This window comes from Mycolicibacterium houstonense (assembly GCF_900078665.2).
GTDB classification, from domain to species: Bacteria; Actinomycetota; Actinomycetes; order Mycobacteriales; family Mycobacteriaceae; genus Mycobacterium; species Mycobacterium houstonense.
In genome coordinates this window covers 3995640-4013347 of record NZ_LT546207.1, presented here as the reverse complement: position 1 = coordinate 4013347, position 17708 = coordinate 3995640, and the positions used below count along the sequence as shown (strand labels likewise).

The window sequence follows — 17708 nt, the reverse complement described above, 5'->3', positions numbered from 1 at the left end:
CCATCATCGTGAGGCGTCCCGCCAGTCCGAGGCCGTGACCGAACACCGCGGGCGCCAACAGCAATACCGGCCAGTGCCACAGATACCACGAGTAGGAGACCCGGCCGATGCCCCGCATCACCGGTTTGGACAGCAGCCGGCCCACTCCGAGATCCGGTATCGCACAACCCGCCCCGATCACCAGCGCGGTGCCGAACACCGGTAGCAGCGCCGCCGTACCGGGGTAGGGCGTTGCCGCGCCCAGTTGGGTAGCGGTGGCCACGATCAGGGCCAGACCGCCCCAGCCGACCAATGCCGCGCAGACCGGATGCAGGGTGCGCCAGTGCGCGGCGGTCAACGCGATCAGCCCGCCGGCCGCCAACTCCCAGGCGCGCGTGGGCAGTGAGAAGAACGCCCACGGCGGCATCGTCTGCGTCCAGGCCAGCGCCACCCACAGCGAGGCACCGGCCACCACCGCCAGCACGCCCGCGTACGGGGCGGCAGACCGGTTGTCGCGGCCGGTGCGGGTCAACAGCCATGCGATGCCGACGATCAGGGCCGGCCACAGCAGATAGAACTGTTCCTCGACCCCGAGGGACCAATAGTGCTGCAGCGGTGACGGAGCCGCCTCGGCCGCCAGATAGTCGGTGCCCTCGGCGGCGAAGCGGTAGTTACCGACATACAGAGCGCTGGCGATCGCGTCGGCCAGCACCGAACGCGCCTGCAGCGGTGGCAGGAGAATGGTCGCCGCGACCGAGGTGGCGACCAGCACCAGGGCGGCGGCCGGAAGCAGCCGCCGGGCCCGTCCGGCGTAGAACTGCGCCATCCGGATGGTTCCGGTGCCCTCCGCCCCGGACTGAAGCTCCCGCCACAGCAGGCCGGTGATCAGGAATCCCGACACGACGAAGAACACGTCGACGCCGATGAACCCGCCGCCGAACCCGGGCACCCCGGCGTGGAACAGCACGACGGCCAGCACCGCCACCGCCCGCAGGCCCTCGATGTCGGGACGAAACCGCTTGTTCGGCAGGCGTTTCCGTCCACTCACGGTGTTGCCGCGGCGGGTGGAAGGCTGCGTGGGGGTAGTCACTCTGTTCACTCGAGTAACGATCGTCGCACGTCGACCGGCATTGACCCGGGATTTGCCGGGCCTGTTGCTAGCCTCATGCCGATGGGACGATCACGCGTTGCGGTGCTGGCGGTGCTGTGCGGCCTGCTCTCCGGTTGCTGCGTCCCGACGCAACCCACGTCGTCGCCCACCGCACCGGTGGTTTCCGCGCCGGCTGCGCCGTCGAATCCGTCCAAGCCCTCGACGTCGGCGGCCGCGGAGGGCACCTGCGATCTCGGCAGCCTCCCGCCGGAAGCGAACAAGACGGTGGAGCTGATCGAATCCGGTGGGCCGTTCCCGTATCCACGCAACGACGGCGTCGTCTTCGGCAACTACGAAGGGCGGCTGCCCAAACATGAACGTGGCTACTACCACGAGTACACGGTGCCGACGCCGGGCAGTAAGCACCGCGGCAAGCGTCGCATCGTCACCGGCGGCGCCCCGCTGACCGATCCGCCCGAGTTCTACTACACGGGCGACCATTACGAATCCTTCTGTTTGATCGGAGGCATGTGAAGACCTACCGGATCGATGGCAGCAAGGTGGCGTCCAAGGCGGATTTCTTCACCGAGATCGGCCGGGCGGTCAACGGTGACGACGGCTACTTCGGCTCGAACCTGGATGCATTGGCCGACTGTCTGCGGGGCGGCTTCGGAACCCCCGACAACCGCAAGTTCCGATTCGTCATGACCTCCTACCGCAACATCAAAGCGGCGCTCGGACAGGACACTTGGTCCGCGGTGCTGTCGATCTTCGCCACCGAGGGCGTCGACCTCTGGCTGGAGAACTGACCGTCACCGGCTTCAGCAAATCCGGTCGGTAACCGCTTACGCGCGTCCGGCGGGCGCGACTGTGCGTCGGCCGGGAACTGGCAACGACGTTCTGCCGCAACGGCGCCGACCGCCCCGGCGCGGCCCGCGAAAAGTAGTTACGCTGGCGTTCTGCGCGCCGTCAGGTGCGGGACACTTGGCGAACGAGAGGCGGGAGCGGCGCGCACGTGACCGAGATGCCGGCGACTGAGACGACGTGGCTGATGGCCCGCACCGAAGGGTCCGCCCGTCTGTGGCAAACCGACTCTCGGGGTATGGCCGCCGCGTTGCCGTACTTTCGAGCCACGATCACCCACTTTGTCGCACTCAGTGGCGGAGCACTGTCGGCGAGCCAGACCGCCTGCGACGGCTTCACGGCCGTCTTCGAACGCGCAACCGACGCCGTGTCCTGCGCGCTGTACCTGCAACTGACACCGCTGGATCCGTTCGAGCTGTGTATCGGTGTGCACGGCACTGCTGCAGGCACCGAGCGTCTGCGCGACATCGCCCACGGCGGGCAGACATTGATATCGGGCACGACGGCGACGTTGGTCGCAGGTGATCTTCCGTCCGGCGCGACGCTGAAATACCTTGGCGATCAACGCATGGGAGACACCGAGCCCTCGGAGCGCCTGATGCAGCTCTGCCATCCGGGATTGCGCAGATGCCTGCGGCCGCTGCACATGCCGAATGCTGTGCTCGCCGAAATCCTGGTGAACTAGAACTCAGTTGAAGGCCAGCCAGCTCGGCAGTGCCCGCTCGCGGGAGTCGCACAGCACCTGACGGGTGTCACAGTTGCCGCGCGGTGAGCCGGCCCCGCTCCACATGCCGCCGGTGTCACGGCGCAACACGATCGCCGACGATCCGCCGCCGTCGAGCAGGACCGCGTTGTCGGCGCCCAGGCTGCGGAACAGGTCCTGCATGTTGTCCGGTGTGTAGCTGCCGCCCTGGAAGACGTAGAGCTGATCGCTGGCCCGGCTGTAGCCGACGGCGGTGCGCGCGGCGCTGGGACCGTTGTCGTTGAGCTGGCCCGTGTCGCCGGGGGCCAGCAGACCGATCCCGGCCACCGCGACGAACCGGGCGTTCTGATCGAGCAGGCGCTGGATCACCGGGGTGGCCGAGTCGTAGTCGTTTGGGCTCTTGGGCATCACCACGTAGGGGGCCCCGCCCATCGGGAGGATCATGGTGGCCAGGGCCGACCAGTGCTCGTTGCCGCCGGACAGGCCCTGCTTGCCCGCGTAGGCCAGCGTGCCGGTGACCGCGGTGTTGGCCCGGCCCTGTCCGCGGGTGTTGTCGACGTAGGCACCCAGCGGGGACGAGCACTTGGTGTCGCGCCACGAGCCGCCCTGCTGCCCGCGCACGTCGAAGAAGTTGGCGTTGACGGCGATGGTGGGCTGGCCCAGCACCTGCCATGCGGCCAGCGGCGCATAGGTTTCCGAGGCCTGCCACAGCCCTTCGCCGGTACGCGCGCCCGGGGTGCGCTCGCAACGCGACTGGTAGCCCTGATGAGTGTCGACCAACAGCCGCGGGTTGAGGCGGCTGGAGGCGTTCTTCATCGTCATCAGGTGGCCGCCGTTGTTCAGCGTGTAGGCGCGCCCATCGGCGGTCAGGAAGGGGGCCGCGAACTGGCCGCCGAAGTTGTAGACCAGATAGGCGCCCTTGGTGTTGGCGATCGCCCCGAGCAGCAGTGCCCGGGCATCCTCGGCGCGCGCGACGGGTGATCCGGTGGTGGCCAGCGCCGCGCAGACGGCAACGGCGGCCGCAGACGCGACCGCACGCTGGAGGAGTTTTGCCAGGCCTGGCACGAACTACACAATAACCACACAGGAAACTCTGTCAACATGCGTAACAGCCTGGTCACGGCCCGATCAAGGGGTGATTGCGTCCGGTTCTTCGGTCTTAGCTGGGTCAGCCACCACCGGCTTGCGCATGGCGCCCGGCCGCAAATGGGCGGGCAGTGCCCGCAGGCCCGCGGCACAGAGCGCGGTCACGGCAACCGCACCCGCGGTGGTGAGTACCGCCGGAGCCGCCGGGAAGGCGCCCTCGAGCAACATCGAGACGCCGAACACCACGAACAACGCCGCGGCGCCCAGTTGGATGGCCCGCTCCGGCAGGTGCTTGCCTGCGATGGCGCCGACCACGATGGCCAGCGCGTCGGCGGCCACCATGCCGATGGTCGAGCCGATCCACACCCCGACCCAGTCGTTGTCGGCGGCCAGCGTGATCGTCGCGAGCATCGTCTTGTCACCGAGCTCGGCCAGCAGGAACGCCGAGGTCACCGTCAAGAACGCGGGAGCGGTGGAGCGCTGGGCCCGGGTCGCCTCGTCGTCGGAGAGCTTGTCGCCACGCAGCGTCCACAACCCGAAGAACACGAAGGCCACGCCCGCGAGGATGCCGAGCAGGTGCGTCGGCAGCGCCGCGCCCAGGTAATGGCCGACCGCCACGGAGATCAGGTGCACGCCGGTGGTGGCCGCGGTGATCCCGCCGAGGACCACCCACCAGCGGTAACGCAGCGCGAAGGTCATGGCCATCAACTGCGACTTGTCGCCGAGTTCGGCGACGAAGATGACAGCGAAACTCAAGAGCAGAGCGGACAGCACTCAACAACTCCTCGGTCGTTGGCTGCCTTTCGGGGCTGAACAGATGCCTCCGGCCGGCAACCAATAGGTCTACGGCCGAAGGTCTCGCCCACCGGCCGTGGCCGGTTCGGATAGCCGGGCCGTCGCGCTGCGTTGATGTGCGTGGCCAGTATGTCGAATATCCGATTGGGGGCTACTCCCCTTCGCTGCGGTCCACCATACCCGTGCCGACCGGGGCGGTGCAAACCGTCCCAGTCGAAAAGCCTTATTCGACAATAAGTTTGGGCTTTGACACGAGAAAGTTCGGGTGCCCTGACTGGGTCGGTTCAGCTCCCCACATATTCGGCGAGGTGTCGGCCGGTGAGCGTGCTGCGCTCGGTGACCAGATCGGCCGGGGTGCCCTCGAACACGACGCGGCCGCCGTCGTGACCGGCGCCGGGGCCCAGGTCGATGATCCAATCGGCGTGTGCCATCACGGCCTGATGGTGCTCGATCACGATCACCGACTTGCCGGCATCCACCAGCCGGTCCAGCAGGCCGAGCAGCTGTTCGACATCGGCCAGGTGCAGCCCGGTGGTCGGTTCGTCCAGGATCAACGTGTCGGCCTTGTCGCCACCGGTTTCGGCGAGCCGGGCCGCCAGCTTGAGTCGCTGTCGTTCGCCACCAGACAGCGTGGTCAGCGGCTGGCCGAGGGTCAGGTATCCCAGGCCCACATCCGCCATCCTGGCCAGGATCTTTTGTGCGGCAGGGACTTTCGATTCTCCATCGCTGAAGTACGGCTCGGCTTCACCGACCGGCATGGCCAGCACCTCGGCGATGTTGCGTCCACCGAGGGTGTATTGGAGCACCGAGGCGCCGAACCGCTTGCCCTCGCATTCCTCGCAGGTGGTCTCGACGGTGGCCATCACCCCGAGGTCGGTGTAGATCACCCCGGCGCCGTTGCACGTCGGGCAGGCGCCCTCCGAATTCGAGCTGAACAGTGCCGGTTTGACGCCGTTGGCCTTGGCGAATGCCTTGCGGATCGGCTCGAGCAGCCCGGTGTAGGTGGCCGGGTTGCTGCGTCGGGATCCACGGATCGGGCTCTGATCGACCACCACCACGCCGTCGCGCCCGGCCACCGAGCCGTCGATCAGTGAGCTCTTGCCGGAGCCGGCCACGCCGGTGATCACCACCAGCAGCCCCAGCGGGATGTCCACGTCCACGTCGCGCAGATTGTGGGTGTTCGCGCCGCGGATCTCCAGCGCGCCCTTGGGATCCCGCACCGAATCCTTCAGTGCTGCACGGTAACCCAGATGCTTGCCGGTGGTGGTGTCGCTGGAGCGCAGGCCTGCCACGGTGCCCTCGAAGACCACCTCGCCGCCGGCGGATCCGGCGCCCGGGCCCAGGTCGACGACATGGTCGGCGATCGTGATCGTCTCGGGCTTGTGCTCGACGACGAGCACGGTGTTGCCCTTGTCCCGCAGGGCCAGCAACAGATCGTTCATTCGGGCGATGTCATGCGGGTGCAGGCCGATGGTCGGCTCGTCGAACACGTAGGTGACATCGGTGAGCGACGAGCCCAGATGGCGGATCATCTTGACGCGCTGGGCTTCTCCGCCGGACAGGGTGCCCGCCGGGCGGTCCAGCGACAGGTAGCCCAACCCGATCTCGACGAACGAGTCCAGCGTGTGCTGCAGTGCGGCCAGCAGCGGCGCGACGGACTTTTCTTTGACCGTGCCGAGCCAGGCCGCCAGGTCGGTGATCTGCATCGCGCAGGCCTCGGCGATGTTGATGCCCGCGACCTTGACCGATCGCGCCGTCTCCGAGAGTCGGGTGCCGTCGCATTCCGGGCACGTGGTGAAGGTGACCGCGCGCTCCACGAAGGCCCGGATGTGCGGCTGCATGGCCTCGACGTCCTTGGACAGGAACGACTTCTGGATCTGCGGGAGCAACCCGAGATAGGTCAGATTGACGCCGTCGATCTTGAGTTTGGTGGCCTCCTTGTGCAGCAGCGCATCGAGTTCCTTCTTGGTGAACTTCTTGATCGGCTTGTCCGGGTCGAAGAAGCCGCATCCGCGGAAGATCCGGCCGTACCAGCCGTCCATGCTGAACCCGGGGATGCTCAACGCGCCCTCGTTCAGGGATTTGGTGTCGTCGTACAGCGCGGTCAGATCGATGTCGTTGACCGCGCCGCGGCCCTCACACCGCGGACACATCCCGCCGACGATGTTGAAGTCGCGGCGTTCCTTGACCGTGCGCCCGCCCTTTTCCATGGTGACCGCACCGGCGCCGCTGATCGAGGCGACGTTGAACGAAAACGCCTGCGGTGAACCGATATGCGGCTTGCCCAACCGGCTGAACAGGATGCGCAGCATGGCTCCGGTATCGGTCGCGGTGCCCACCGTGGACCGTGGATCGGAGCCGATGCGCTGCTGGTCGACGATGATCGCGGTGGTCAATCCCTCGAGGACGTCGACCTCGGGGCGGGCCAGGTTCGGCATGAAACCCTGCACGAAGGCGCTGTAGGTCTCGTTGATCAACCGCTGCGATTCCGCGGCGATGGTGTCGAACACCAGCGAGCTCTTACCCGACCCCGAGACGCCGGTGAACACCGTCAACCGGCGTTTGGGCAGCTCGATGTCGACGTCCTTGAGATTGTTCTCCCGGGCGCCGGTGACCCGGATCAGATCGTGGCTGTCGGCGGGGTGGGTCTTGGCGGTGCTCATGGACTAGCGCAGCTCCTGGATTCGGATCATGGTTCCGGCGGGGTCCCGGACGGCGCAATCGCGCACGCCGTAGGGCTGGTCGGTGGGCTCTTGGACGATCTCGGTGTCGGTGGCCTGCAGTTTCTCGAACGCGGCGTCGAGATCCTTGGTGGCAAGCACGACGATGGCGTACGTGCCCTTGGCCATCATCTCGGCGATCAGGCGGCGCTCGTCGTCGGTGATGCCGGGGTCGGCGGCCGGCGGATGCAACACGATGGAGGTGTCGGGCTGGCCGACGGGGCCCACGGTGATCCAGCGCATCTTGCCGCCACCGACATCGAGACGGACCTCGAAACCGAGCACGTCGCGGTAGAAGGCCAGAGACGTCTCGGGGTCGTCGTGCGGCAGGAACGTGTTGTGAATTTTGATGTCTGAGATGGTCATGACTCAGACGCTAGGTGCAGGCCCACCGCGGCCGCTTCTCGATTCCTGATCGGTTTGGTGACGTGCTTCTCCATGCACGACGGCAGGCCGTCGCTGACGCCGGCGGTCTGCTCGCGGTACCGGCTGGGCGGGATGCCGACGAGTTCGGTGAACCGGGTGCTGAACGTGCCCAGCGAGGAGCAGCCGACCGCGAAGCAGACCTCGGTGACCGACATGTCGCCACGGCGCAGCAGTGCCATCGCCCGCTCGATGCGACGGGTCATCAGATACGAATACGGTGACTCGCCGTAGGCGATCTTGAACTGGCGCGACAGGTGCCCGGCGGACATGTTGACGCCGCGGGCAAGGGCTTCGACGTTCAGCGGCTGCGCGTACTCGCGGTCGATGCGGTCGCGGACCCGGCGCAGCAGCTTGAGATCGCCTAGCTGTTGGTCGGCCACATCGGCGATCGTACGTCTAGGGGGCGGTGCTGACCGGATGCCCGGCCAGCCGCCATTCGACCATTCCGTCGTTGAGGCGGATCGCGCGACGGCCGCCGGCGGTCAAGGTTCGGACGGCCTCGTGCGCATACACGCAGTACTCGCCCCGGCAGTACACGACGATGTCGGCGTCGTCGGGCAATTCAGTGATCCGATCGGCGAGTTCGTCCACCGGTATCGACACTGCGCCCGGGATATGGCCGGCGCGAAATTCTTCGTCGGGGCGGACATCGAGCACCACCACCCGCGCATCGGCGTCGTCGAGCCGGGTCCGCAGTGCGTCGCGGTCGATGCCGGGGCCCACCGGCTCACCGAGATAGGCATCGCGCGCGGCACCCACCTCGGCTCGGCGACGGTCGGCAACCGTGCGCAACAACACCAATAACTGAGCGACATCGTCGCCGGCCAGGCGGTAGAAGATCTTGACTCCCTCGCGCCGGGTGTCGACGAAGCCGGTTTGTTTGAGTATCTGCAGGTGCGACGACGCCGACGTCAGGTTCAGGGAGGCCGCACGGGCGAGCGACTCGACGCTGCGTTCCCCCTGGCTCAACAAGTCCAGCAGCTCCAGCCGGCTGGCGTGGGACAGGGCCTTGCCGCTGGCGGCGAACTCTTCGTACAGACGTGTCTTCGCTGGTGAGCGATCCATCCCGACAGTATTCCATAATTTCATGGAATAACGTAGAGTCGATCCATGTCCTTCGCCGATTCCGACCTGATCCCGCTGGTCGACCACGGATTGGGCAACAGCTCCTACCTGGTCGACCTCGGTGACGGTCGAGCCCTGGCCGTCGACGCGAGCCGGGATTTGCGTGCGCTGCGCCGCGCCGCCGGTGCGCGCGGTCTCACCGTGGCGTATGCCGCTGATACCCACCTGCATGCCGACTTCCTGTCGGGGGCGGTGCAGTTGCACCACGACGTCGGCGCGACGATCCTCGCCTCAGCGGCAGGCGGGCGCCGGTTCGACCACACCGGTCTGCACGACGGCGACGAGGTCGATCTCGGTGGACTGCGGCTCCGCGCCATGGCGACCCCGGGGCATACCGACGAGCATTTGTCCTTCGTGCTCGCCGAGGATGGCCGCGAGCTCGGGGTGTTCACCGGCGGATCGCTGATCGTCGGATCGGCGGCACGCACCGACCTGCTCGGCTCCGGCCGCACGATCGAACTCGCCCGCGCGCAGTATCACTCGCTGCAGCGCCTGGCTACCCTCGGCGACGAGGTCGCGGTATGGCCCACCCACGGTGCGGGCTCGTTCTGCTCAGCCCCGCCGGGGGCCGAGCGCGTCACCACCGTCGGTGCCCAGAGGCGCGACAACCCGCTGCTGTCTGCGCCGGACGAGGACACGTTCGTCTCGCTGCTGTTGTCGAGCCTCGGCAGTTACCCGGCCTACTTCGCGCGGCTCGGTGAACGGAACAGGCATGGGGCGGGCGTCATGACCGGTGCGCCGGTGCTCGATGATCTCGACGTCGAACGGGTCAAGGCACTGCTGGATGACGGTGCTGTCGTGATCGACGTGCGATCGCCTGCGGCATTTGCCGACTGCCATGCTGCCGGTGCCCTATCCATCCCCTTGCGGGACCAGTTCGCGACCTGGCTCGGCTGGCTGCTCGACGATGCGGTGCCCTTGGTCTTCGTCGCCGAAGACGGTCAGGATCTGTCCGAAATCGGTTGGCAGGCCTACAAGATCGGCTACGAGAGACTGGCCGGGCGGCTCCGCGGTGGGGTCGAGGCATGGCGGACCGCCGGTGAGCCCGTTCAGCACCTACAGTTCGGCGCCGCGCGCCGGCTCCCGGATCGGCCCTATGTCGACGTCCGCCAGGACGGCGAGTATGCCGGTGGTCACATCTCCGGGGCGCTGCACATCGAACTCGGCGCGCTGCCCGCCCGTGCCGCCGATGTCCCCAACGGCGCCGTCATCGGCTGCGGGCACGGCGAACGGGCGATGACGGCAGCCAGTGTGCTGCAGCGGCACGGGATCACCGATGTCGCCGTGCTCGATGGCGGTCCCAAGGACTATGCCGCCGCGCACGGCCGAGACATGCGAACCGGTTGGTGATGGATTCCGTGTCTGCGGTGCCCTCGGTCCGCCGCGTCGAACTCGGCTTGCGGGAAAACTGGCTGCAATTCACCCTTTTGGTGATCGTCAACATCTGTGTCGGTGCCCTGGTCGGTCTGGAACGCACCACGGTTCCACTGATCGGATCCGAAACCTTCGGGCTGACCAACGATTTGGCGGTCTTCTCGTTCATCATCGCGTTCGGGGTGACCAAGGCGCTGACCAATCTCGCGGCTGGGCCTCTGACCGCGCGATTTTGCCGCAAGCACCTGCTCCTGGCCGGCTGGGCGGTCGGTGTCCCGGTCCCGTTCATGCTGGCCTGGGGACCGTCGTGGGGCTGGATCGTGGCCGCGAACGTGCTGTTGGGCCTCAACCAGGGCCTGGCCTGGTCGATGACCGTGAACATGAAGATCGACCTGGTGGGCCCGGAACGTCGTGGACTGGCCACCGGACTGAACGAGGCCGCCGGCTATGTGGCTGTCGGCGCCACCGCCCTCCTCACCGGTTACCTCGCGACCGCGTACGGGCTGCGCCCGGCACCCGAACTGATCGGCGTGGTGTTCGTCGTCGCCGGTCTGGGGCTGTCACTGGTCATTCGCGACACCGCCGCGCACGTGGCCCTCGAGCTCGACCGTCACCCACACCCGGCTCCCGCCGGAGACGGTGGTTTGCGAACGATCTTCGGGCGCACCAGCTGGGGTGACCGCAGTCTGCGAGGCGCCAGCCAGGCGGGTCTGATCAACAATCTCAACGACGGTCTCACCTGGGGCGTGTTCCCGCTGTTGTTCACCGATCATGGCCTGGGCCTGGCCGCTGTTGGTCTGATCAAAGGGCTCTATCCGCTGTTATGGGGGCTGGGGCAGATCCCGACCGGCCATCTCGCCGACCGGATCGGCCGCAAGCCCCTGATCGTGGCCGGAACGCTGGTCCAGGCGGGCGGATTCGGGTTGGCCGTGACCCTGTTGAATTGGCCGTTGCTTGCCGGTGTCACCTCGGCCATCGCCCTGGGGATCGGGACGGCCATGGTCTACCCGGCGTTGATCGCGGTCATCTCCGATCATGCCCACCCGAGCTGGCGGCCCAATGCCCTTGGTACCTATCGGTTCTGGCGAGATGCCGGCTACGCCGTCGGCGCCCTGGTTGCCGGCGCGATGGGAAACTGGCTCGGGCTGGAGTCCGCGGTCGTCGCGGCCGGACTGCTGACCGCGGTATCGGGAATCCTGGCTGCCCGGTGGATCACGGATCGCCCACACGCCGAAGGAGAGGACTAGGTGGGTGGTGCCAGCCGATACACCGCACCGGCGTAGTCGTCGGTGATGTACACGGCGCCGTCCGGACCGGCGATCGCGGCCACCGGGCGTCCCCACCGGCTGCCGTCGTCGGACTGGAAACCGCCGACCAGCGTCTCCTGCGGCCCCAATATGCCGTCGTTCCAACCGAAGAACGACACCTCGGGAGCTTGCGGTGACTGCCGGTTCCACGAACCGTGCACCCCGACGAGCGCCCCGGGTCCGTAGGGCTCGGGCAGCTCGGCGAAACTCATGCCCAGCGGGGCCGAATGCGCGCCGAGTGTCTGTTCGACCGCGGGCAGGGCCGCGCAGTCCATCTTGGCTCCGTCGGCGTTGGTATCCATGTCCCGGATGAACCCGGCCGGTGGCGGTCCGTCGGGATTGCAGTACGGCCAACCCAATTCGCGTCCGGGTGTCAGCTTGGCGACCGATTCCGGCGGGTGGTCGTCCACATAGTCCGGTATCACCCGGCCCTGCGGGTCGGGCACGTTGTCGCGGTTGTTGATCGCCGTCCACAGTGAACCGTCCGGGGCGAAGGCCAGGCCGGTGCCGTTGCGTACCCCGGTGGCAAACGGCGTGGCGGGCCCGCCGCCGGGCGGCACGCGCATGATGGTGGCCCGCGGTGGTGTCGACGTTCGGTCCTCGGCCGAGATGTTGCCCGTCGAGCCGATCGAAAAGTACACCGCGCCATCGGATCCCACGACCACGCTCTTGAGTGCGTGGGCGTAGGCGCCGTGCAGATCGGGACTCTTGGCATCGGGCAGATCACCGGCGATGGTGCGGGGGTTGACCGCCCGGCCGTCGACGTAGTCATAGGCGTCGACGCGGTTGCTCTCCGCCACGTACAGCGTCGACCCGGCGAAGAACAGGCCGTGCGGCTGTTCCAGGCCATTGAGCAGGGTGCGCTGGTCGGGTCGCACAATCAGCACCTGCCCGGTGCTGGGCTGTGAGATCAGCAGCGCACCGTCCGGGGCGAAGGCGGCCATCCTGGCCTTGGGCACCCGGGCGATCACCTCGATGGTCCAGCCGGCCGGGATCTGGGCGCGGCGGGGCTCGTCGAGCGGGGATTGGGCGAACTGCTCGGGCACCTGTAGGAGCACCGATGCCAGGCCCGCGGGTGGTCGCTCGGTGGTCGACGCCGACGGTGACGGGGGAGGCCCGGTTTCGGGCTGCGCCCCACACGCGGCCAGTGTGGCCGCGGTCATCAGTGCACCCGCGCTACGCGCCGCCCAAACCCGCATTCATCTCCCAGACCAGGATCTCGGCATCGGTGTCGGCGGCGACGCGTTGTCCGCCCGAGTCGGTGAGCCGCGCGGCATCGCCCTCGGCGAGCGGCCCGGACCCCTCCAGCGTGACGGTGCCGCGCGCGACGAACAGGTGGACGTAGCGCGCCTCGGGCAGCTCGATCGCGTTCCCGGGGCGCAGCCGGGCGCCGTGCAGCGTGGCGTTGGCGTTGTGCAGCGTGACGGCGGCGTCGGCTGCACCGGAGGCGATCGGCGTCAGCGCCGCGGCCAGCTCGATCTCTTGCTGCTGATAACTCGGTGTCACACCGGCTTCGTCGGGCAGCACCCACATCTGCACGAAATGCACGGGCTCGCTGTCGGATCCGTTCTTCTCGGAATGCTGCACGCCGGTGCCCGCCGACATCCGCTGCGCCAGGCCCGGGTAGATCACCCCCGAGTTGCCCATCGAATCCCGGTGCGCCAACCGGCCGGACAGCACCCAGGTGACGATCTCCATATCCCGGTGCGGGTGGGTGTCAAACCCGGTCCCGGGGGCGACGATGTCGTCGTTGTTCACCAGCAGGAGCCCGTGATGGGTGTTGGCCGGGTCGTAGTAGTCGGCGAACGAGAACGAGTGCCGGGACCGCAGCCAGTCCGTCGTGCTCAGACCACGGTCGTCGGCGCGGCGGATGTCGACGGTGGCCATGTGCCCCAGCCTAGCGATCGGCGACCAACCGACCGGTAGATCGGGGCGTGATCGAACCGCTTAGTCTGTCGACGTGGATATCAACGGAGCTAGCGCAATCGTCACCGGTGGCGCATCAGGTATCGGCGCGGCAACCGCCCGCCAGCTGGCCGCCAAGGGAGCCAAGGTCGTCGTCGCCGACCTCCAGGCAGACAAGGGTGAGGCCCTCGCCAAGGAGATCGGCGGCGCGTTCGTCAGCGTCGACGTCACCAACACCGAGCAGATCGAGGCCGCCGTCAACAAGGCGACCGAACTCGGCCCGCTGCGCGCCCTGGTGAACTCGGCCGGCATCGGCTGGGCCCAGCGCACCATCGGCAAGGATGGCGAATTCGCCTCCGCGCACAACCTGGACGCCTACAAGAAGGTCCTGGCCATCAACCTGGTCGGCACCTTCGATTGCATCCGGCTGGCCGCCACGGCGATGAGCCGCAACGAGCTCACCGACACCGGCGAGCGCGGCGCGATCGTCAACATGACCAGCGTCGCGGCCTTCGACGGCCAGATCGGCCAGGCCGCCTACTCGTCGTCCAAGGGCGGCGTCGTCGGCCTGACCCTCCCGGTCGCACGCGACCTGTCCGCCGTGGGCATCCGCGTCAACACCGTGGCCCCCGGCCTGATCGACACGCCGATCTACGGCGAGGGCGAAGCCTCCGAGGCGTTCAAGGCCAAGCTGGGCGAGTCGGTGCTGTTCCCGCACCGCCTGGGCAAGCCCGACGAGCTGGCCTCCATGGTCGTCGAGCTGCTGACCAACTCGTACATGAACGCCGAGGTGGTCCGCGTCGACGGCGGCATCCGGATGCCCCCCAAGTAACTTCTCGCGAACAGTCGCAGAATCGCACTCTTCCCTGCGGAGGAGTGCGATTTTGCGTCTGGTGGGCAGAATCATCCTGTGGCCGATACCTGGTGGGGCAGCACGTTGATCGGCCTGGGCGTTGCGCTGCTGGTGAGTTGGCTGATCCTGGTGGTCGCGCTGCTCGTCATGCGCCCGCGCGGGAATCTGCTCACCGAGGCGTTGCGGCTGCTTCCCGACCTGGTCCGATTAATCCGGCGCCTGGCCTCCGACAAGACGCTGCCCCGCGGCGTGCGGGTCCGGTTGGCGCTGTTGCTCGCTTATCTGGCGCTGCCGATCGACCTGATTCCCGACTTCATCCCGGTGCTGGGCTACGCCGACGACGCCATCGTCGTCACCGTGGTGCTGCGCAGCGTGGTGCGCCACGCCGGGCTGGCTGCCGTTCGGGCGCACTGGCCGGGCACCGACGACGGGTTCGATGCCCTGGTGCGGTTGACGGGCCTGAAGTAGCCCGCTCTGGAAAAACAAGATCCCCCTTTTCGACGCTGAAAAGGGGGATCTTGAGGCTGGTGGGCGGAAAGTGTTACCAGTCCGACTCGTCGAACGTGATGACGCCGCGAATGTTGTTGCCGTCCAACATGTCCTGGTAGCCCTGGTTGATGTCCTCGAGCTTGTAGGTCCGGGTGATCATGTCATCGATGTTGAGCAGACCCGACTTGTACAGCGCGGTCAGCCGCGGCGTCTCGACGTGCGAGTTCCCGCCACCGAAGATGTTGCCCTTCAAGGTCTTCTGCAACATGGTGAACAGGAACAGGTTGAGCTTGACGTCGGCGTCCATCATCGAGCCCATGCCCGTCACCACGCAGGTGCCGGTCTTGGCGGTCAGGATCATGGCCTCTTCGATGTACTCGCCCTTCATCTCGCCGACGGCGATGATGACCTTGTCGCCCATCAGGCCGTGGGTGACGTCGATGATGGGCGCGATGGCCTCGGCCATCGACGGGTAGACGTGCGTGGCGCCGAACTTGATGGCCTGCTCACGCTTCCACTCGTTCGGGTCGATCGCGATGACGTGCTTGGCGCCGGAGATCACCGCGCCCTGCAGCGCGCTCATGCCGATACCGCCGACACCGACGATGATGACGGTCTCGCCGGGCTTGACGTCGGCGACGTTGGTGGCCGAGCCGAAGCCGGTCGGTACCGCGCAGCCCATGATGGCCGCGGTCTCGAACGGGATGTCCTTGTCGATCTTGACGACCGAATCCTTGTGCACGGTCATGTACGGCGCGAAGGTGCCGAGCAGGTTCATCGGCGACACCTCACGGCCGCCGGCGTGGATCCAGCTTCTGCCGTCGGCGATGGCCTTGCCGCCGAGCAGGACCGCGCCGCGGTCACACAGCGAGCGGAAGCCCTTCAGACACGGCGGACACTCCCCACACGCCGGGATGAAGGCGAGGATGACGTGGTCGCCCTCCTCGATGCCGGTGACGTTCTTGCCGACCTTGGTGACCACACCGGCGCCTTCGTGGCCGCCGAGCGCGGGCAGCGCCATCGGGGTGGCCCCGGTGGTCAGGTGGTAGTCGGAGTGGCACATGCCCGCGGCATGCATCCGGATCTGCACTTCGTCGGCGACAGGGTCGCCGAGGTCGATCTCATCGACCTTGAATGGCGAGTTGAGTTCCCACAGCAGGGCGCCTTTGGTCTTCATGGGTTGCGATAATAGAACAGGTTGCAGTACTACCGGGTAACTGCCCATCTACCTGGGCCTATCTGAGCTTCATTTCGTCGTCGAGTGGTCGGTTGTGACACGTGTCAGCTGGTTGTGCGGCATCATCTGGCCACTGGGCGTGCGAGCGTCTCGGGGTTGGTCCGCGGGCGCCGAGTGGCCAGTTGTCGCACGGATTCGTGGCGATCGCGTGACATAACTGGCCACTGGGCGATGAACTCCACCCCCCACGCGGGTCTATCCACCATGACCAACATCAACGCAGCCATCGTCCCCAACCTGTGGTTCGACCGCGAGGCCGAGCAAGCCGCGCAGCACTACATCGCGGCATTCGGCGGCAACGGCCGCATCGTCAACACCATCGACTCGCACCCCGACTCGCCTTCCCCGCAGGACGTGCCCGTGGTGGTCGAGTTCGAGCTCTCCGGACAGCGCTTCGTCGGCATCAACGGCGGCCCGCAGTTCACCTTCAACGAAGCCGTATCGCTGGAGGTCCGCGTCACCGGCCAGGACGAGCTGGATCGGCTCTGGGCCGCGCTGGTCGAGGGTGGTGAGGAACTGCCGTGCGGCTGGCTCAAGGACAAGTACGGGCTGGCCTGGCAGCTCACCCCGACCGAGTACTACGACCTGCTGGGCAAGGGAGATCCCGAGGCCGACGCCCGGCTGATGTCCGCGGTGCTGAGCACCCACGGCAAGTTCGACATCGCCGCCCTGCAGGCCGCCTACAAGGGCGCCTGAGCGAGGCCGGGTGGCCAGTTTCTGCACGGTTCCTTTGCGATCGCGTGGCATAACTGGCCACTCGGCTGCATCCACAGCTCGGGATCCATCCACAAGCGACGGATCAGACAGGGCACGCGGGCAGGGTTTGCGTCATAGGAGGCCGAGACCGTGTGCCCATGGCCAGACCATTTCTCGGAACCGAGGCCCTGAACTCGGGTTCGGTGAGTCGACGTACTTTGGCGAGCCGGTATGACGCGGTGTACCGCAACGTCTACCTGGCGAAAGGTGTTGAGATGACGGCCGCGACGCGCGCGGTGGCGGCGTGGTTGTGGTCCGGGCGAAAAGCGACGATGGCGGGCCTCTCGGCAGCCGCGCTGTACGGCACCAAATGGATCGATGCGGCTGAGCCGGCCGAACTGTATCGCCGTAACGGGAAGCCAGTCGATCGTGTCCTCATCCACCGAGACCGATTGCTGGAAGACGAGGTACGCACCCGTGGTGGCATTCTCGTGACGACCCCCGCGCGTACGGCGTTCGACTTGGGCCGACGCCTGGGCCGGGATGAGGCAGTCATGCAGTTGGACGCCCTCTCTCAGGCCACCCACCTGTCCGCGACCGAGATTGTTCCTCTTCTCGAATGTCATCCGGGAGTTCGGGGGCTGGTCCAACTCCGCGCGGTGCTCAACTTGATGGACGGCGGTGCCGAATCCCCGCAGGAAACCCGCACCCGCCTACTACTCATCGACGCGGGACTGCCGAAGCCGCAGACGCAGATCGTCGTGCGCGGCAGCTTCGCCGGCAGGAAGTCGGCGCGCATCGACATGGGATACGAGGAGTTCAAAGTAGGTGTCGAGTACGAGGGCGTGCAGCATTGGACGGATCCTCGCGTTCGGGCCAACGACATCGATCGCTATGCCGAGCTCGCTGCGCAGGGCTGGCTCATTGTCAGAGTCGGCGCTGATCTGCTCAATCGCCGACCCCAGGTGATCGTGGCTCGAGTGTGCGCGGCGTTGCAGGACCGTGGTGCTCAGTGGCCAGTTATCGCACGCCACTGCCTTGATCGCGTGGCATAACTGG

19 protein-coding genes are annotated in these 17708 nt (G+C 67.1%); 9 read left to right on the top strand and 10 right to left on the bottom strand.

What is annotated here, in order from left to right:
* The coding region (locus BN4332_RS20030; protein WP_160110891.1) for an acyltransferase family protein at window positions 1-1069 on the bottom strand (1069 nt) is incomplete at its 3' end.
* Between the two features lie 81 nt (window positions 1070-1150).
* Between BN4332_RS20030 and BN4332_RS20025 the strand changes: the two genes are divergently transcribed.
* The 3 genes from BN4332_RS20025 to BN4332_RS20015 all read left to right on the top strand — a co-directional run bounded on the left by BN4332_RS20025 (window position 1151) and on the right by BN4332_RS20015 (window position 2618).
* Entirely contained in the window at window positions 1151-1603 is a 453-nt protein-coding gene (locus BN4332_RS20025; RefSeq protein WP_084459342.1) for a guanyl-specific ribonuclease, read from the top strand.
* Complete coding sequence (locus BN4332_RS20020) at window positions 1600-1878, top strand: barstar family protein (protein WP_066900944.1); 279 nt, start codon at window positions 1600-1602, stop codon at window positions 1876-1878. Before BN4332_RS20025 ends, BN4332_RS20020 begins: the two co-directional genes overlap by 4 nt.
* Before the next feature lie 293 nt (window positions 1879-2171).
* On the top strand, window positions 2172-2618 hold the full coding sequence (locus BN4332_RS20015) for a hypothetical protein (protein WP_160110890.1): 447 nt from the start codon (window positions 2172-2174) through the stop codon (window positions 2616-2618).
* A 3-nt stretch (window positions 2619-2621) separates the two neighbouring features.
* Here the strand turns inward: BN4332_RS20015 and BN4332_RS20010 are convergent, their stop codons facing one another.
* The 6 genes from BN4332_RS20010 to BN4332_RS19985 all read right to left on the bottom strand — a co-directional run bounded on the left by BN4332_RS20010 (window position 2622) and on the right by BN4332_RS19985 (window position 8728).
* A complete protein-coding gene (locus BN4332_RS20010; RefSeq protein ID WP_066900940.1) occupies window positions 2622-3701 on the bottom strand; it encodes a phosphodiester glycosidase family protein in 1080 nt (359 codons plus the stop codon).
* Between the two features lie 63 nt (window positions 3702-3764).
* The gene (locus tag BN4332_RS20005) at window positions 3765-4496 is read right to left on the bottom strand and encodes a TMEM165/GDT1 family protein (protein WP_066900938.1); all 732 of its coding nucleotides are present in this window, start codon (window positions 4494-4496) and stop codon (window positions 3765-3767) included.
* 305 nt (window positions 4497-4801) lie between these two features.
* Window positions 4802-7180 carry an ATP-binding cassette domain-containing protein gene (locus tag BN4332_RS20000; RefSeq protein ID WP_066900936.1) on the bottom strand — a complete coding sequence of 793 codons (2379 nt, stop codon included), beginning with the start codon at window positions 7178-7180 and terminating at the stop codon, window positions 4802-4804.
* Between the two features lie 3 nt (window positions 7181-7183).
* On the bottom strand, window positions 7184-7603 hold the full coding sequence (locus BN4332_RS19995; protein ID WP_066900934.1) for a VOC family protein: 420 nt from the start codon (window positions 7601-7603) through the stop codon (window positions 7184-7186).
* On the bottom strand, window positions 7600-8043 hold the full coding sequence (locus BN4332_RS19990; protein ID WP_066900932.1) for a helix-turn-helix transcriptional regulator: 444 nt from the start codon (window positions 8041-8043) through the stop codon (window positions 7600-7602). The genes BN4332_RS19995 and BN4332_RS19990 overlap by 4 nt, the downstream gene beginning before the upstream one ends.
* 16 nt (window positions 8044-8059) lie before the next feature.
* Complete coding sequence (locus BN4332_RS19985; protein ID WP_066900930.1) at window positions 8060-8728, bottom strand: ArsR/SmtB family transcription factor; 669 nt, start codon at window positions 8726-8728, stop codon at window positions 8060-8062.
* Window positions 8729-8773: 45 nt separating this feature from the next.
* Here BN4332_RS19985 and BN4332_RS19980 point away from each other — a divergent pair, with 45 nt between their 5' ends.
* On the top strand, window positions 8774-10138 hold the full coding sequence (locus BN4332_RS19980; RefSeq protein ID WP_066900928.1) for an MBL fold metallo-hydrolase: 1365 nt from the start codon (window positions 8774-8776) through the stop codon (window positions 10136-10138).
* Window positions 10138-11409 carry an MFS transporter gene (locus BN4332_RS19975; RefSeq protein ID WP_066900926.1) on the top strand — a complete coding sequence of 424 codons (1272 nt, stop codon included), beginning with the start codon at window positions 10138-10140 and terminating at the stop codon, window positions 11407-11409. The genes BN4332_RS19980 and BN4332_RS19975 overlap by 1 nt, the downstream gene beginning before the upstream one ends.
* On the opposite strand, the gene BN4332_RS19970 is transcribed toward BN4332_RS19975, so the two are convergent.
* On the bottom strand, window positions 11406-12668 hold the full coding sequence (locus BN4332_RS19970) for a PQQ-dependent sugar dehydrogenase (protein WP_084459340.1): 1263 nt from the start codon (window positions 12666-12668) through the stop codon (window positions 11406-11408). The genes BN4332_RS19975 and BN4332_RS19970 overlap by 4 nt on opposite strands.
* The gene (locus tag BN4332_RS19965) at window positions 12646-13356 is read right to left on the bottom strand and encodes a pirin family protein (protein WP_066900924.1); all 711 of its coding nucleotides are present in this window, start codon (window positions 13354-13356) and stop codon (window positions 12646-12648) included. The genes BN4332_RS19970 and BN4332_RS19965 overlap by 23 nt, the downstream gene beginning before the upstream one ends.
* A gap of 73 nt (window positions 13357-13429) precedes the next feature.
* Between BN4332_RS19965 and BN4332_RS19960 the strand changes: the two genes are divergently transcribed.
* Both BN4332_RS19960 and BN4332_RS19955 read left to right on the top strand, forming a co-directional pair.
* Entirely contained in the window at window positions 13430-14206 is a 777-nt protein-coding gene (locus BN4332_RS19960) for an SDR family NAD(P)-dependent oxidoreductase (protein WP_066900923.1), read from the top strand.
* A gap of 78 nt (window positions 14207-14284) precedes the next feature.
* Window positions 14285-14695: a YkvA family protein gene (locus BN4332_RS19955; RefSeq protein ID WP_066900922.1), complete on the top strand. Its 411-nt coding sequence runs from the start codon at window positions 14285-14287 to the stop codon at window positions 14693-14695.
* Window positions 14696-14768: 73 nt separating this feature from the next.
* Here BN4332_RS19955 and BN4332_RS19950 read toward each other — a convergent pair whose 3' ends face one another.
* Window positions 14769-15893, bottom strand: coding sequence for an NDMA-dependent alcohol dehydrogenase (locus BN4332_RS19950; RefSeq protein WP_066900920.1), 1125 nt, complete (start codon window positions 15891-15893; stop codon window positions 14769-14771).
* A gap of 264 nt (window positions 15894-16157) precedes the next feature.
* On the opposite strand from BN4332_RS19950, the gene BN4332_RS19945 reads away from it, so the two are divergent.
* Window positions 16158-16649 carry a VOC family protein gene (locus BN4332_RS19945; RefSeq protein ID WP_066900918.1) on the top strand — a complete coding sequence of 164 codons (492 nt, stop codon included), beginning with the start codon at window positions 16158-16160 and terminating at the stop codon, window positions 16647-16649.
* Window positions 16650-16807: 158 nt separating this feature from the next.
* Window positions 16808-17704, top strand: a complete 897-nt coding sequence (locus BN4332_RS19940; RefSeq protein ID WP_066900915.1) for a hypothetical protein — start codon at window positions 16808-16810, stop codon at window positions 17702-17704.
* The last annotated feature ends 4 nt before the right edge of the window (window positions 17705-17708 follow it).

Bases quoted from the DNA above. Each gene is read 5' to 3' on its own strand.
- BN4332_RS19965 (WP_066900924.1), bottom strand. From the start codon at position 13,356: ATGGCCACCGTCGACATCCGCCGCGCCGACGACCGTGGTCTGAGCACG.
- BN4332_RS19975 (WP_066900926.1), top strand. From the start codon at position 10,138: ATGGATTCCGTGTCTGCGGTGCCCTCGGTCCGCCGCGTCGAACTCGGC.
- BN4332_RS19980 (WP_066900928.1), top strand. From the start codon at position 8,774: ATGTCCTTCGCCGATTCCGACCTGATCCCGCTGGTCGACCACGGATTG.
- BN4332_RS20000 (WP_066900936.1), bottom strand. From the start codon at position 7,180: ATGAGCACCGCCAAGACCCACCCCGCCGACAGCCACGATCTGATCCGG.
- BN4332_RS19940 (WP_066900915.1), top strand. From the start codon at position 16,808: ATGGCCAGACCATTTCTCGGAACCGAGGCCCTGAACTCGGGTTCGGTG.
- BN4332_RS19995 (WP_066900934.1), bottom strand. From the start codon at position 7,603: ATGACCATCTCAGACATCAAAATTCACAACACGTTCCTGCCGCACGAC.
- BN4332_RS20015 (WP_160110890.1), top strand. From the start codon at position 2,172: ATGGCCGCCGCGTTGCCGTACTTTCGAGCCACGATCACCCACTTTGTC.
- BN4332_RS19970 (WP_084459340.1), bottom strand. From the start codon at position 12,668: ATGCGGGTTTGGGCGGCGCGTAGCGCGGGTGCACTGATGACCGCGGCC.
- BN4332_RS19945 (WP_066900918.1), top strand. From the start codon at position 16,158: ATGACCAACATCAACGCAGCCATCGTCCCCAACCTGTGGTTCGACCGC.
- BN4332_RS19950 (WP_066900920.1), bottom strand. From the start codon at position 15,893: ATGAAGACCAAAGGCGCCCTGCTGTGGGAACTCAACTCGCCATTCAAG.
- BN4332_RS20025 (WP_084459342.1), top strand. From the start codon at position 1,151: ATGGGACGATCACGCGTTGCGGTGCTGGCGGTGCTGTGCGGCCTGCTC.
- BN4332_RS19985 (WP_066900930.1), bottom strand. From the start codon at position 8,728: ATGGATCGCTCACCAGCGAAGACACGTCTGTACGAAGAGTTCGCCGCC.